This window comes from Streptomyces sp. NPDC059994 (assembly GCF_042737755.1).
Taxonomy (GTDB): domain Bacteria; phylum Actinomycetota; class Actinomycetes; order Streptomycetales; family Streptomycetaceae; genus Streptomyces.
Genome location: NZ_JBHWUR010000002.1, coordinates 116,107 through 129,794, shown reverse-complemented (window position 1 = coordinate 129,794; position 13,688 = coordinate 116,107). Strand labels below are relative to the sequence as shown.

Annotated in this window: 14 protein-coding genes and 1 pseudogene; 5 read left to right on the top strand and 10 right to left on the bottom strand. The window is 69.4% G+C overall.

The annotated features are described in order from the left end of the window. Positions 1-130 precede the first annotated feature (130 nt). The 4 genes from ACFWA7_RS02130 to ACFWA7_RS02115 form a co-directional block, all read right to left on the bottom strand. A complete protein-coding gene (locus tag ACFWA7_RS02130) occupies positions 131-1,228 on the bottom strand; it encodes a hypothetical protein (protein WP_385820318.1) in 1,098 nt (365 codons plus the stop codon). Positions 1,229-1,415: 187 nt separating this feature from the next. Beyond that, positions 1,416-2,249: a YwqG family protein gene (locus tag ACFWA7_RS02125; protein WP_385535055.1), complete on the bottom strand. Its 834-nt coding sequence runs from the start codon at positions 2,247-2,249 to the stop codon at positions 1,416-1,418. A gap of 389 nt (positions 2,250-2,638) precedes the next feature. After that, positions 2,639-3,292 carry a dihydrofolate reductase family protein gene (locus tag ACFWA7_RS02120; protein ID WP_385820428.1) on the bottom strand — a complete coding sequence of 218 codons (654 nt, stop codon included), beginning with the start codon at positions 3,290-3,292 and terminating at the stop codon, positions 2,639-2,641. 517 nt (positions 3,293-3,809) lie between these two features. Next, the gene (locus tag ACFWA7_RS02115; protein WP_385535053.1) at positions 3,810-4,283 is read right to left on the bottom strand and encodes a hypothetical protein; all 474 of its coding nucleotides are present in this window, start codon (positions 4,281-4,283) and stop codon (positions 3,810-3,812) included. A gap of 72 nt (positions 4,284-4,355) precedes the next feature. On the opposite strand from ACFWA7_RS02115, the pseudogene ACFWA7_RS02110 reads away from it, so the two are divergent. After that, a pseudogene (locus ACFWA7_RS02110) lies at positions 4,356-4,830 on the top strand (glycine betaine ABC transporter substrate-binding protein); the annotation flags it as partial. A 41-nt stretch (positions 4,831-4,871) separates the two neighbouring features. Here ACFWA7_RS02110 and ACFWA7_RS02105 read toward each other — a convergent pair. Further along, a complete protein-coding gene (locus ACFWA7_RS02105) occupies positions 4,872-5,579 on the bottom strand; it encodes a GNAT family N-acetyltransferase (protein ID WP_385535051.1) in 708 nt (235 codons plus the stop codon). Between the two features lie 194 nt (positions 5,580-5,773). Here ACFWA7_RS02105 and ACFWA7_RS02100 point away from each other — a divergent pair, with 194 nt between their 5' ends. The 3 genes from ACFWA7_RS02100 (at position 5,774) to ACFWA7_RS02090 (ending at position 8,025) form a co-directional block, all read left to right on the top strand. Next, positions 5,774-6,481 carry an RraA family protein gene (locus tag ACFWA7_RS02100; protein WP_385820316.1) on the top strand — a complete coding sequence of 236 codons (708 nt, stop codon included), beginning with the start codon at positions 5,774-5,776 and terminating at the stop codon, positions 6,479-6,481. 107 nt (positions 6,482-6,588) lie between these two features. Continuing rightward, entirely contained in the window at positions 6,589-7,326 is a 738-nt protein-coding gene (locus ACFWA7_RS02095) for an ankyrin repeat domain-containing protein (protein ID WP_385535047.1), read from the top strand. Between the two features lie 162 nt (positions 7,327-7,488). Next, complete coding sequence (locus ACFWA7_RS02090) at positions 7,489-8,025, top strand: DinB family protein (RefSeq protein ID WP_385535045.1); 537 nt, start codon at positions 7,489-7,491, stop codon at positions 8,023-8,025. A 9-nt stretch (positions 8,026-8,034) separates the two neighbouring features. On the opposite strand, the gene ACFWA7_RS02085 is transcribed toward ACFWA7_RS02090, so the two are convergent. Beyond that, positions 8,035-9,177 carry a PQQ-binding-like beta-propeller repeat protein gene (locus tag ACFWA7_RS02085; RefSeq protein ID WP_385820314.1) on the bottom strand — a complete coding sequence of 381 codons (1,143 nt, stop codon included), beginning with the start codon at positions 9,175-9,177 and terminating at the stop codon, positions 8,035-8,037. A gap of 270 nt (positions 9,178-9,447) precedes the next feature. On the opposite strand from ACFWA7_RS02085, the gene ACFWA7_RS02080 reads away from it, so the two are divergent. Further along, positions 9,448-9,735, top strand: a complete 288-nt coding sequence (locus ACFWA7_RS02080) for a hypothetical protein (RefSeq protein WP_385535041.1) — start codon at positions 9,448-9,450, stop codon at positions 9,733-9,735. A 42-nt stretch (positions 9,736-9,777) separates the two neighbouring features. On the opposite strand, the gene ACFWA7_RS02075 is transcribed toward ACFWA7_RS02080, so the two are convergent. The 4 genes from ACFWA7_RS02075 to ACFWA7_RS02060 form a co-directional block, all read right to left on the bottom strand. Beyond that, the gene (locus tag ACFWA7_RS02075) at positions 9,778-9,948 is read right to left on the bottom strand and encodes a hypothetical protein (RefSeq protein WP_385535039.1); all 171 of its coding nucleotides are present in this window, start codon (positions 9,946-9,948) and stop codon (positions 9,778-9,780) included. 58 nt (positions 9,949-10,006) lie between these two features. Beyond that, positions 10,007-10,363: a PRC-barrel domain-containing protein gene (locus ACFWA7_RS02070; RefSeq protein WP_385535037.1), complete on the bottom strand. Its 357-nt coding sequence runs from the start codon at positions 10,361-10,363 to the stop codon at positions 10,007-10,009. 104 nt (positions 10,364-10,467) lie between these two features. Then, positions 10,468-12,120 carry a D-alanyl-D-alanine carboxypeptidase family protein gene (locus ACFWA7_RS02065; RefSeq protein ID WP_385820312.1) on the bottom strand — a complete coding sequence of 551 codons (1,653 nt, stop codon included), beginning with the start codon at positions 12,118-12,120 and terminating at the stop codon, positions 10,468-10,470. A 64-nt stretch (positions 12,121-12,184) separates the two neighbouring features. Then, entirely contained in the window at positions 12,185-13,657 is a 1,473-nt protein-coding gene (locus ACFWA7_RS02060) for a peptidoglycan D,D-transpeptidase FtsI family protein (RefSeq protein WP_385820310.1), read from the bottom strand. Positions 13,658-13,688 lie beyond the last annotated feature (31 nt).

Here is a 13,688-nt window from a genome sequence, read left to right as displayed (position 1 = left end):
TGACGGCTCCTGCGACCGGGCTGCGAATTGGTGCGCTCACCGCCCCCCGATCCTCCGGCAGGAATGCCGTGTGCACGCGATGGGCCGAGAGGCTCCTTGTCGGTCCGGGACCGCTGTCGACAGGGTTCGCTCACGTCCGCGTCGCTACGCCACATCCCTTCTCCACCCGCTCCTCCAGCGGCGTGCTGCGGTCGTACGGGTCAATCTCGGTGCCGTTACCCGCCCCGGCGTCCCGCCCCGAGCCGAACACCGGAGTGAGGTAGCCGTTCGGGGCGCCGCAACCGCCGTTGGTGAGATGGACCTTGTACGAGACGATGGAGAACGTTCCCGGCTCGGTGATCACCTTCGCGGGATCGTCCCAGTTCACCACCACTTCGCGCCGCACGATCGTACGCTCGACCTCGTCGCTGCCCGCGGCCGCGCTCACGACGGGGTACACGTACGTGATGTCGGTGGTCACCCGCAGTGCGCCGCGTTCACCTTGCTGGAAAGTCATCCGGCCCCGTGTCTTCACCACGTCCCCGACGAGACGTGTACGCGTCTTGTCGAATCGGCTGAACAGCAGCAGCGGGTCGTTCTCTTTGCTGGGCGTGCGAAAGGCGGTTGACAGGTAGTCCTGGACGTCCTGCTGGTGCGGATTGATCAGGGCGATCGCCTTGGCGGGGCGATCGCCCCGCAGCACCGCTGAATCCAGGCTGGCAGCGACGAGGAAGTCCCGGGTGCGGCCCAGGGCTTGTGCGACCTGCGCCGTACTCATCCGCCCGGTCGCCTTGGCCTCGGGAACCGTGATCCCCGCTGCGCCGTCGGCCCAGCGTGCCGCAGGCGACCCCTTGAACGGTTCGGCGAGCGTGGGCCGTTCCGCAACCTGCGCGGGCGGCGGCTGGTCGGGGCGTACCGACTCCGCGGCAAGCGGGGTGTCCGCCTGCTCGTCACCGGCGAACCAACCGACTAGCTGCCCCGGAAACAAGGCCACGACCAGGAGGGCGAGCGACATCACGAAGCCGACGACGTACCACCCCTGCTTCCTCCGCCTCGGTCGGCCCGGCGAGTAGCCACGCCACACTTGTGATGCCTCGGGTTCCTTGGGCAACCGTCGCGCCACCACACGGGCGCGCGCGGACGGCTCCTTGGGCGCCCCCGGCACACCATCCGCCGACTCGCGCAGGAACCGCTCCCACTCCTCGTCAGGCACCGACGAACCGCCGCCCTGCTCCCCATCCACGCTCACGCCAGATCCCCTGTATCAACCGCCGCCTGGGCCCTCCCCAGCTGCCCGCCAATGGTCGCACGACAGTTTCGTGCCCTGATGTTCGAGCATGGGCGGCCGTAAGCGCGGCATCATCCCTTCGCGAACCTCGCGAATGGACCGAACGTGAGGCGGCGCTCAACCTGAACCCGGCTATGGACCCGGCGGTTCAGCAGCACTGCATGGTGAACATCGCCCGGTCGAAGCGTCGTTCGGCCAGGTCCTGGGGGCGGATGAGCCAGTACAGGGCCCCGCAGTCGCCCCACATCATGTCGGCGTCGTCGTCCGTGTCGAACTGGGCCAGCAGCACCCAGTGTTCGGCCTCCTCGTCGACGCGGGGATCGTCCCAGCCCACGTCCGCACCGAGGACACCGTGGGCGACCTCCTGCTCGACCGGGTTCTGTACCGGATCCGCATGGCCGCCTATCCGGTGGCCGGGGCCCGAGGAGTGGTCGTACAGCGCGTCGATGAACGCTTCGGGCCACGCGCCGTCAAGAGCGTCCTGCGGCAACGCCGTTCGCATGACGGGGTGCCACACACTCGGCGCCGTAGGCTCCATCCGGACTGCCAGAGGCACCTCGGGATACGCCTCAAGACCCACGGGGACAGCCTGCTCGGCCACCGGCGCTCCCGCGGGCACGTACACCACTCGTGCCCCGGCCCATGTGTCCGGCTCGTCCGGGGACACGTACGCCGTGCCGTCGTCGATCTGCCCGTCGAAGTAGAAGAACAGCAGGCTTCCGTCGGCCGGTAGCGCGATGTCCAGGGCACCGACGGGCACAGCGGCGCAGTCGACCGAGGCCACGAACGACAACGGCCCATGCCCCGGCCACACCGGCCACGCCTCGCCCTGCGGCAACGCAGGCCGCCCACCCAGCCGACCGGCCACCGCTTCACTCGCGGTGGCCTTCACCAGATGCGCGCCGGGGCGCAGCAGAGCGCGCCACTTCTCGGCCAGGTCGGCGGGCAGGTGCGTGCGGGCGATGTCGTACAGCGAAGTCATACCGCCGATCATGCACGACACCACTGACAACACCCGCCCGGCCACCAGCCACCGCACACCGGCGGAGCCTTGTGTCCGCCATGGTCGACGCGATGGGCGGTCGTACCGGGCGGCGGTCGTGACGCGAAGTGCAGTGCTGAATCGACTAGGTCTCCTGGCAAAGACCGCCGCGACGGTTGGGATCGCAACTGCCGTTCTCGGTTTGTCCGGCTACGAGCCAGCCACGTCCAAACATCCAAAACGTCTGAACGTCCGCTCGGGTCCGGGAAAAACAGAAGTGAGGCCCTGCGTTCGGGGGATGCCGCAGGGCCTCACTACCTCAACTTTACTCCCTCTTTTCCATCACAGCGGTGGCCGGTCGGCGGATGCGTGAACCTGGGGGCGCAGCCTCATCTCCGCCAGAACAAGTGATGCGTCACCCCACTCGGGCTCGGCACCACCTCCAGATGGAAGCGGTCCCGCAGCTCATCCGGTGACTCCCACAGCCGCAGCCCGGACCCCAGCCGCACCTGCGGCGACACCGCCACATGCATCGTGTCGACCAAGTCCGCCTCAAGGAACTCCCGGATTGTCGTGACCCCGCCGCCCAGTCGTACGTCCTTGCCCTGCGCGGCCTCCCGCGCCTGCGCGAGCACCGTCACCGGATCGGCGTCCACGAAATGGAACGTGGTGTCCGAGAGCGTGAACGACGGCCGCTGGTGGTGCGTCATCACGAACACCGGCGTGTGAAACGGCGGCTCCTCGCCCCACCAGCCGCGCCAATCCTCGTCCTGCCACGGTCCCCGCTGCGGCCCGAACTTGTTACGGCCCATGATCTCCGCACCGATGTTGTGCGCGAAGTCCCGTGTGAAGTAGTCGTCCAGGCCACGGCTGCCCCCGGGATCGGTACGCATCGGCCAGCTCGCCGTCGCACCCGCCCAGGCGAACAACTCGCCCGGATTGGGAAGGCCGAACGGGCTCTCCAGGCTCTGGTCCTCGGCGGCACCCGCGCCGATACCGTCGCTCGAAACGTTGAAGTTCTGCACCCTCAGTAGCTGCGTCACTTGTTCCCTCCTGCTGTTGGCGTCACCGGTGTGACTGCTCGGGCCGCGCAAACTCATCGCCGCGGCGGTCACCAGTCACAACGGGCGGGCACGACGGCCAGGGCGGGCAGCGTGCCGCCATGCACTTCCTCGCCATGGCTTGAACCTGGCATCCGTGTCGACTCCTACGCTCCCGGCATCGCAAGCCCGACCCGTACACGCCCGTACAACCTCGCACACGGAGGAGCAGCAAAATGAAAGAGTGTGAAGTCGTACGGGCTGACAATCGTGGGCGCGTAGATCAGCAGGCACGGCAGGAGAACTGGGGTCTCAGCAGGCAGACATCAGCAGCACAACCCGCCCCATGCCCAGCTGACCTCAACCCGATCGACTCAGCCGTAATGACAGCTCAACTGGCTTTCCCGGTTTGTATCGAGTTCACAGTCCGCCGCATTGCGCCGCAGGCGTCCCACGTTCCCCAAGGAGCTGCGAAGGAGCTGCGAAGGAGCCTGGCCCTCCGCACCCGCACACCCCTGCCTCACCGCCCCCGCGCCCGATCCAAAGTGGTCCGCATCGCATCCATGATGTCCTGGCGCGCCGCCCGGAACGCGCGGCGAGCCTCCGCGCACTCGGCAGTTTCGTACGTGGCCCCCGCCATCACCACATCCCGGTAGTCGCCCAGCGCCCTCGTGGCCGCCCGCGCCTTGGTGACGACCTCCGCAGGAGCGACGAGTTCCAGCTCGTACTGGCGTGCGTACACCGCATTGTCCTGGATCGCGGGCCTGGCCTGCTCAGCCCGCGCCTCCGGCGCAAGCGCCAGGGAACGGCTTGCCAGCGACACCGCATCCCTGGCGAGCGTTGCCGCGTCCAGGTAACGCGCGTACGCCGCACGTAACTCGCTCCGCTCCTGCTCGCCCAAGCTCCGCCTCCAGCGAACCCGCTCGGCGAGAAGCGTGCTGCCCATGCCGATCACCGCGCCCATGGCCGTCCCCACCACCGTCGCCCACTCCATGGCCGGAGGATAGGGAACACCTCCCCATGAACACAGCCGTCTCCCGACTTCCGTGTCCCCGGCCGCACCCTCCGGCACAAACCGCACACCCTCAGCGACCTCGGCGCCGCCGAACTGCCCGTACGGCTCGCCGCCGGAGACGAGTGCGTCCAACGCCCGTACTGCGAACCCGGGCTGAAGAAGACGTACGGCATCGACATCACAGCCGTCGACCCCAAGGGCGTAGGCACCACTCAGTCCAAACGAGCCGTCCAGAACGGGCAGGACCAGATGGTCCTCACCACCACGACGGACGCCACCTTGGACACCTTCGGGCTCGTCCTCCTCGCCGACGACAGGCACCTCCAGAACGCCGACTGCATCGTGCCCGTCGTCAACCGGTCCCGCGCGGGCAGCAAGGGCGTCACCAATGCACTGGGGTGCCCTCCACACCGTACTGGCGACCGGTGACTTGGTGAGCCCCAACCAACAAGCAGACGGCTGGCGGCGGCTGCCCAAAGACGTCGCCAAGGACTACCTGGTGTCGAAGGGCTTGCTGCGGCCCTAACGGATCCAACAGTCCTGGCGACCCTGACAGTCCTCGTGTCCCTAACCGTCCTGACGCCCCTGACGGCCCGGAATCCTGTCCCGCAACCTGTCCTTGCCGCGCCGGTGCAGCCGCCGCTGGACACGCCCGAGCGCGCGCTCCGGCGCCAACTCCTCCACCAGGTCGTCGGCACTCTCCTGCACGCACACATGGACGTGTACGTCATGCCAGCCGTCCGCGTGCAACTGGGCGCTGCGCCGCGTGCTCTCCGGGATGAAACCCGACTTCAGGGCCACCCGGCAGGCGGCCTCGTTCGCCATCGGATGCGCGATCTCGATCCGGTGCAGCCCCACCGTGTCCAGCGCCCACGAGGCGAGCGCGGCCACCGCCGCGGGCGCCACTCCCTGGCCGCGGAGCGACGGCAGGATCCAGTACCGGCACTCGGAGCGGCCGACCGCCAGGTCCAGGCAGCACAAGGCGACCCACCCGACCAGCGCGCCGTCGGTGGAACGCACCACCGCCCAGTGTGCGTCCGTCTCCGCCCGCCAGCCCTGCCGCCAGCGCGCTATCCACTCCCGGGTCTCGATCTCGCAGTCCGCGCGCCGCCGCGTCCAGTGCTGGATCGCCGGATCCTGGTACGCCTCGTAAACGAACGGCGCGTCGTCGAGTTCCCAGGGCCGCAAGAACAGACCGGTGGACACCGCGAGGGCCGGTTGGTCAGATCGGCCGAGGCGGCCTGCCGGGACAACGGCAGGAACCATCTGGGGCATGGGCCCATCATGGCAGTGGACCGCCGCCGGAGGCAGCCGCTCCAGACGGACCGCCCACCCGATTTTTCACGTCCACATTTTCACGTCCCTACGGGACCTGATTTCACATCCGTAGGGGACTTGCGCCACCCGCCCCGCCCACTCGACCCCGACAATGGCAGCAACAGGCAGAACGGCGAGAGGGACACAAGGGTATGGATCACGACGAGCTCCACAGCCGCTTCACGACACTGACCACCGCACACGTGGCGGACGCCTGCCTCCGCGCGCGCGTGCCGGTGCGGTGCGCGCCGTCCGTAGTACGTCCCGTGGTGGACGGCGGACGCGTGGCCGGACGGGTGGCACCGGCGCGGCACGTCGGTAGTGTCGACATCTTCCTGGAGGCGTACGAGGGGGCCGCGCCCGGCGACGTACTGGTCGTCGACAACGGCGGACGGCTCGACGAAGCCTGCGTCGGAGACCTCGCCGTCCTGGAGGCCATGGACGCCGGGCTCACAGGGGTCGTCATCTGGGGTCTGCACCGCGACACGGCCGACATCCGCGCGATCGGACTGCCGGTCTTCAGTATGGGCGCGACCCCGGCCGGGCCGCAGCGGCTGGACGGCCGCGCCAAGGACGCGCTGGAGGCGGCCACGGTGGGGGAGTGGACCGTGAGCCGCGAGGACGTGGTGTTCGGGGACGAGGACGGCGTGCTCTTCGTACCCGCCGACAGGGCGGCCGAACTCCTCACCGTGGCGGAGACCATCCGCGACACCGAGCGCCGCCAGGCGGAACGCATCCACGAGGGCAACTCCCTGCGCGAGCAGGTGCAGTTCGCCCGCTACCTCACCGACCGCCGGGGCAACCCCGCCCTCACGTTCCGTGAGCATCTGCGTGCGGTCGGTGGGGCGATCGAGGAATAGGATGGGCGTGTGTATGGATGTACGTACGCCGTACTTCCATCTCCATCACAGCATGACTCCATGAGCCCGTACTCCATGACTCCTCGGCGGAAGGGACCGGCGTCACGATGTCCACGATGCTGATCGGCGCGCACGAGCCGCTGGCCGTCGAGGTGGCGGCGACGATCCGCGCCGGGGACGTCCGGGGTCTCCAGGAGCTCCTCGCCGCCCACCCCGGTCTCGCGGCGGCCCGGCTGGGCGACGAGCTGGTGAACCGCACCCTGCTGCACGTGGCCACGGACTGGCCGGGCCACTTCCCGAACGGTCCGGTGGTCGTGGCCGCGCTCGTCGCGGGGGGTGCGGACGTGGGAGCGCGGTTCACCGGCCCGCACGCGGAGACCCCGCTCCACTGGGCGGCCAGCTGCGACGACGTCGCCGTCCTCGACACGCTGCTCGACCTGGGCGCGGACATCGAGGTCGACGGCTCGGTCATCGCGGGAGGCACGGCGATCGCGGACGCGGTCGCGTTCGGCCAGTGGCGGGCCGCCCGCCGCCTGTACGAACGTGGCGCTCGTACGACCCTGTGGCAGGCGGCCGGCCTCGGCGAACTCGACCGGGTCGCCGCCTACTTCACCCCCGGCACCCCGCCACCGCCCGCCATCGAGATCACCGAAGCCCTGTGGTGCGCCTGTCACGGGGGCCAGCAGCCGACAGCCGCGTACCTGCGCGCCCGGGGCGGCGACATCGACTGGGTCGGCTACGACGAGCTGACCCCACTGGACACGGCCGCCCGTGCCGGACACGCCGAAGTGGTCGCGTGGCTGAGGGGGTTGGGGGCGAGGTCGGCGAAGGAGGAGCGGGCGTAATCGCGAGGTAACCGGCCGGACTGACCCGGACCGCGCGGCATCGCAACACGGCCCTCCACAGCCCCACACGCCTCGGCGTCGCCCTCCTCGACACTCCGCTGTCCGACTGAGCCGTCGTGCTGACCGGACCCGTTGTCAGTGGTGCGTGCGAAGGTGGTCTGCATGGGAACGACACGGACGACACCTGACGGGCGGCCCATTCCGCCCCCGCACGCGGACGAACGGGCCATGCTGGAGAGCTGGCTGGACTTTCAGCGAGCCACGCTCGCGCTGAAGTGCGCGGGGATGGACGACCAACAGGTGCGAACGGCCTCGGTGGAGCCGTCCGCGATGACGCTGCTCGGCCTCGTCCAGCACATGGCGGAGATCGAACGGAACTGGTTCCAGCGGGTGTTCGCCGGGCAGGACATACCGTTCCTGTGCGGCAAGGAGGGCGATGCCGGGTTCGCCCTCGATCCGGACCGGGGGATCGAGGAGGCGCTGGCTCTCTGGCGCGCGGAAGTGGACAGGGGCCGCGGGCTCATAGCCGACGCGTCCCTGGACGACTCCGGCACGCTGAGCGCCGAGAACGCGGCGGTCCTGGGCGACGCAACCGTGTCCCTGCGCTGGATCCTCATCCACATGATCGAGGAGTACGCACGGCACAACGGGCACGCGGATCTGCTCCGGGAGCGCGTCGACGGGGTCACGGGGGTGTAGCGCGCACGCTCACATCCCGCCGTGGTCCTCGACGGCGTACAGCCAACCTCCCAGGTCGGCGATGTAGACGACGCCGTCCGACACGGTCGGTGACGACCGTACCGGGCGGGTGGTGGGAAGCCGCCACCGTGCCGCCCCGGTCTCGGCGGACAGTGCGTACAGGTGGCCGTCCGAGCTGCCGACGTACACCGTCCCCTCGGCCAGGGTCGGTGGTGACTGCGTCGGGATGCGCTCGGCGGACACCCATCGGTTCGCGCCCGTCGCCGCGTCGATGCCGCACAGCAGACCGGCGTCGTTGCTGACGCAGACCAAGCCGTCGGCCACGACCGGCGACGTGCTCACGTCCCTGCCCGTGGGGTGCGAGCGCCACCTGATAAGTCCGGTCAAGGCGTCGACCGCGTACAGGTGACCATTACCGCTGCCCACGTAGAGGACCCAGTCGGACAGGGCGGACAGGGACGAGACCGGGGCGGTGACCGGAGTCCGCCATTTGCGCTTGCCGGTCGCCGCGTCGACGCCGTACACGGCCCGCTCGGTGGCGGTCCACACCCGCCCGCCCGCCGCCGCCACCCAGTGGAAGGGTGCGATGCGGGGGCAGTACGTCCAGGTCTTCTCACCCGTGGCGAGGTTCAGGGCGTACACGCTGTTCGTGTTGGCGAGGTAGACCGCCCCGCCGTCCGTCTCGGGGAGTGCGGTGACCCGTTGGCGCACCTTGAACTTCCAGCGTTCCTCGCCGGTGTGGGCGTCGAGCAGATGGAAGTACGGGCCTGCGGTGATGCCCAGGGTCCCTTCCGCCACCGCCAGTACCGAGTGGACAGGGTTTCCGGCCTCGAAGCGCCAGAGGCCGCTTCCCGTGGCGGTCTCCACCGCGTGCACCCGACCCGAGTTGTCCCCGGCGTACAGCAGTCCGTTCATGATCGTGAGGGAGGCGTGCACGGATGCCTTGACGTTGAGGGACCACTTCACGGTGGCGGGCGCCGACGGCGTCTGAGGGAGCTGAGGGGCATGCGACACTGCCGGCGTTGGCGACGCCGAGGCCGACGCCGATGCCGGGGCTGACTGCTCCGTGTCGCTCAGCCCTAAGAGAGCGTGGAACCTCGCGGCCGCCGCAGCCGACACACTGCGGCTGTCGTCGTCCAGAAGGCGCCGCATCTCCTCCGCGATGTGCTCCCGTACCGTCGTGTTCCCGACCTGGTAGCGATGGGCGAGGCCTTCGATCGCCGCAGTCGGCGCATCAGCTGTTCGACGTCGTCCGCGTCCGACTCCTCGTCAGGTGCCAGCGCCAGCAGCACTTCCATCACGCGTCCCCGCTCCAAACCCGCAGCCCACACATCTCTGTGCTCCCGCACGGACAGTACAGTCCATTACATCAGGCGGACCCGAAGCTGGTTTCAACTTCCCTCTCCCGGCAACCCGGTCGGCATGTCCAGACGCTATGGCGGAAACCCGGCCGCGACGATCATCCTCATCATCGCGGACATCACCGCGGTGATCCTGATCCTGTGGATCGCCTTCTTCCTCTTGGACGCCAACACCGGGAACGACCTGGTGTCATGGGTCCACCACGCGGCGAACTGGCTCTCGGGCTGGTCGCGCGACATGTTCAACGTCAAGTCGGACGACTGGCGCACCATCCTCAACTACGGTCTGCCCGCCGTGGTCTACCTGCTGATCGGCCACGCGGTGGCCGGCCGGGTCAACCGGTCGTAGCACCAGCGCAGCCGACTGCCCCCGCCGTCCGCCCGCCAGGCCTCACCGCACCGGCCGCCGACGGCTGCGCCGGATCCAGCGCCTGGTGAAGAAGGCGACGTCGGCCACCAGGACGACGACGCCGATGGCCAGCAGATAGCCCAGGCCGTCCGCGACCGCGCCGATCAGTCCCAGGACGACGGCCACGAGGATGAGGAACAGGAACAGTGCCATGATGTGGCCATCTCCTTCGTCGGTGGAGGACGTTCGGGGCCGTGGGCGGCCGGTGCGGTCAGCGGCGTGCGAGCTGGCGTTCGCCGGCGGCGCCCGGGCGGTACTCCATCTCGTAGTGCTGGAAGATCGCCTCCTCCTGTTCGGCGGGCAGCACGTCGTCCGTCCCGATGGACGGGGCCTGCCGGACCAGTGCCCGGGCGTACGGGACCTTGACGTAGTGCGGGCCGAGGACCGCCTCGTCCAGGGGGACGAAGACCAGGCGGCGACGGGTCGGCAGACCGGTCAGGACGGTGGCCATGGCCGGTTCGTCGGTGCTCGTGTCCACGTACACCGCTTCGAGCACCCCGATCTTGTGCCCTTTCGGGTCGATCACGGCCTGGTTGCGCCACTCACGGACATCGGCTGATGTGATCATGGTCGTTTCCTCCGGTCGAGACCCGGATCGGCGGGTCTCCGCCCTTCCAGCCTGCCCCCGATCGCGTAGGACCACCACAGTCGCCACGCCCATGGTCCCTGAAGTCACCCGAGCCGCGTCAGCCTCGACCCGAAGGACGGCTCGCGGAGATCCTTCTGGAAGGCGACCGGGACCTTCGGGGCGTCGGGACCGGTGCCGATCGCCAGCGTGGCTACCACCACACCGGCCCCGGCCGAGTGCGGTAGGGGCTTGCCGCCGTCCGCGATCCGCAGGGGCAGCCGCTGGCCCGGTACATCGATCGCCTTGAGGTCCTCGGTGGCGACCAGCGGCGTACGCCCGCCCAGACCGTCGTCCACGTACCCGACCACCTGGCCCCTCTTCACGGCGACAGCCGAGGTCAGGGCGTCGCGGACCGCCGCGACGACCTTCTTGCTGTTCTCCTTCACCAGCGTGAGACTGTTGCCGCCGTTGGGGTCCGGGCCGTCGACGCGCTGGTCCAGCATCGTCCCGAGGATCAGCGGTGTCCGGTCGTCGACCGTCTTGTAGGCGGCCCACATCAGCGCGCCGCCCGCCGCCGTGTTGGATCCCGTCTTGATGCCCTTGACGCTCAGCCCGGCGAGCAGCAGGTCGTCATTGTTGTTGTTGACCGGCTGGGGCAAACCCTTGACCGTGGCGTTCGGCAGCGCCACGATCGGCCGGAAGGCGTCGAACCTCATCACCGCCTCGGCGAGCTTGAGCTGGTCGACGGCGGTGCTCACGGTTTTGGCATCCAGACCGCTCGGATCGGTGTACGCGGTGTCCCTCATGCCGAGCGCCCTGGCGGCCTCGTTCATCTTCGCCACGAACGCCGTCTCGTCGCCGCTCCCCGTGGCCCAACGGGCCAGCAGCCGGGCGATGTTGTTGCCCGACGGGATCATCAGCATCTTCAGCATGTCCTGCTGACTGAACTTCGCCCCGGCCGTCAGCCCCTCGATGCGCGACTCGTCCTTGGACTCGCCTTCCCGTACGGCCTTCTCGTCGACCTCGATCGTCGGCCCCGTCTCGTCCTTCTTGAGCGGATGCTCCTTGAGGATCACGTACGCCGTCATCACCTTGGCGACACTCGCCGTCGGCACCGGCCGCTGCTCCCCGAACGTGCCGAGGCTCCCCGAGCCCTGGACCTGGACAGCGCCCTGGCCCTTCGCCGGCCACGGAAGGCTGAAGCGCCCATCGAAGGTGTACGAGGACGTGTCGGCGCCCAGCTTCAGGGACGGGGTCGGCAGGGGGCGGACCACCTGGACGATCACGAGGACCAGGACCAGGAGGAGGGAGATCGGCAGCCAGACCTTGAGGCGGCGCGCGAGGGTACGGGCCGGGGTCTCCGGCGGTTTCGGGGTGTTGGTCAGCTCCGCGAGCAGGTCAAGGGGCGGGAGCGGGGCCGGTGCGGGTGTCCCGGGCGCGGGGGGTTCGGTATCGGGGGTGCGCGAGATCGGTGCGGCCGCCTCAGCCGTGCCCCGGGCGCCGGACGCGGGACCGCCCGACACCGGCCGCGGCGGCTTCAGGACCGGCATGTCGACCGGCTTCAGCGCCACGAACTCGCTCGTGCGCTCGGAGTCCGATTCGCGGGTCGTGTCGGGGGTGCCGGAGGCATCGGAAGTGCCGGAGCTGCTGCCCGGACCGCCCTGCACCTCCGCCCCGCCGCTCGCCTCCGCCCCGCCGCTCGTCGCCTCCGCGTCGATCTTCTGCTTGCTGCCCTCGTCGGGGGACTGGTCCGCCACAGCTCTCTTTCCCTGTCCGATCCGAAACCGTCGTCGCACCGCCACCGCCGCCACCTCGGGGGCGCTACTTCTTCAGTACCGCCTGCATGACCGCCTTCGCGATCGGCGCGCCCAGCCGCCCGCCCGCGATGGCGTCGCGCGAGATGTCCATGTCCTCGGGGTCGACGAGCACCGCCACCGCGACCGGCGAAGTTCCGTCGCTCTGCTTGGCGTACGACACGAACCAGGCGTACGGGCGCTCGTCGCGCACATCGGCGCCGTGCTGCGCGGTGCCGGGCTTGCCCCCGACGGTCACGCCCTCGATCTTCACCTTGCTGCCCGAGCCGTCGGTCACCGTGAACTCCATCATTTCCTGCACCTTCTTCGCGGTGGCCTCGGAGACGGCCCGGTTCAGCACCTCGGGCCGGGTCTTCGCGAGCGGTGAGAGGTCGGGGCCGCGCAGCTCCTCGACCATGTACGGCTTCATCACCTTGCCGTCGTTGGCGAGCCCGGCCGTGACCATGGCCATCTGCAACGGGGTGCTGGTGAGGCTGCCCTGGCCCATGCCGGTCAGCGCGGTCTGCGGCTTGTCCAGCTTGTCGGGGTAGCCGCTCGCCACCGCGCGTACGGGGGTGAACTGCTCCTCGTTGAAGCCGAACTTCTCGGCCGTCTCGCGCATCCTGTCGTTGCCGGTCTTCAACGCGGCGTCGAGGAACACGTTGTTGCAGGACCACTGGAGCCCGGTCTTCAACGAGACCTTGTCGCACAGGGAGTTGGGCACGACGTTGCCGATCTTCGTCGTGCTCTGCGGCAGTCGGTACGGGGCCGGGGCGCCCGAGGGCGCGTTGATGTCGGTGACCGTGCCGTGCTCCAGGGCGGCCGCCGCCGTGAGGATCTTGAAGGTCGAGCCGGGCGGGTAGGTCTCCCGGAGCGCCCGGTTGCTCAGCGGCTTGCCCTTGTCCTGGTCCAGCTTCTTGAACACCTCGCCCTCCTTGCGCGAGATGCCCGCGAAGACCGAGGGGTCGTACGAAGGTGTGCTCGTCATGGCGAGGATCCGGCCGGTACGCGGGTCGAGCGCGACCACCGCGCCCTTCGCCTTCAGGTCGGTGAGCCCCTTGTACGCGGCCTTCTGGGCCTTCGGGTCGATGGTGGTGATGACATCGCCGCCGCGCGGTTTGACCCCGGTCAGCATGTCGAGCGGCCCGGCGAGCAGTCTGCTGTCCTTGCCGCTGAGCACATCGCTGTGGACACCTTCGAGGAAGGTGGCGCCCTGGGCCTGCGAGAGATAGCCCGTGACCGGCGCGTACATGGGGCCGTCCTGGTAGACGCGCTTGTACTTGAGGTCGGAGCCCGGCGTCGCCACCGAGCCGGTGATCGGTGCGCCGCCCACGATGATGTTGCCGCGCGGCTGGGCGAACGTCTCGATCCGCACCCGGCGGTTGTCGGGGTGGTTGGCGAGGGTGTCGCGCTGCGCGAACTGCACCCAGGTCGCCCGTACGAGCAGGGCGAGCGTGAGCACCCCGCAGAAGACGGCTATGCGTCGCAGTGGCCGGTTCATCACTCTCCGTCGGGCGTGGGGGGTTCGGCGG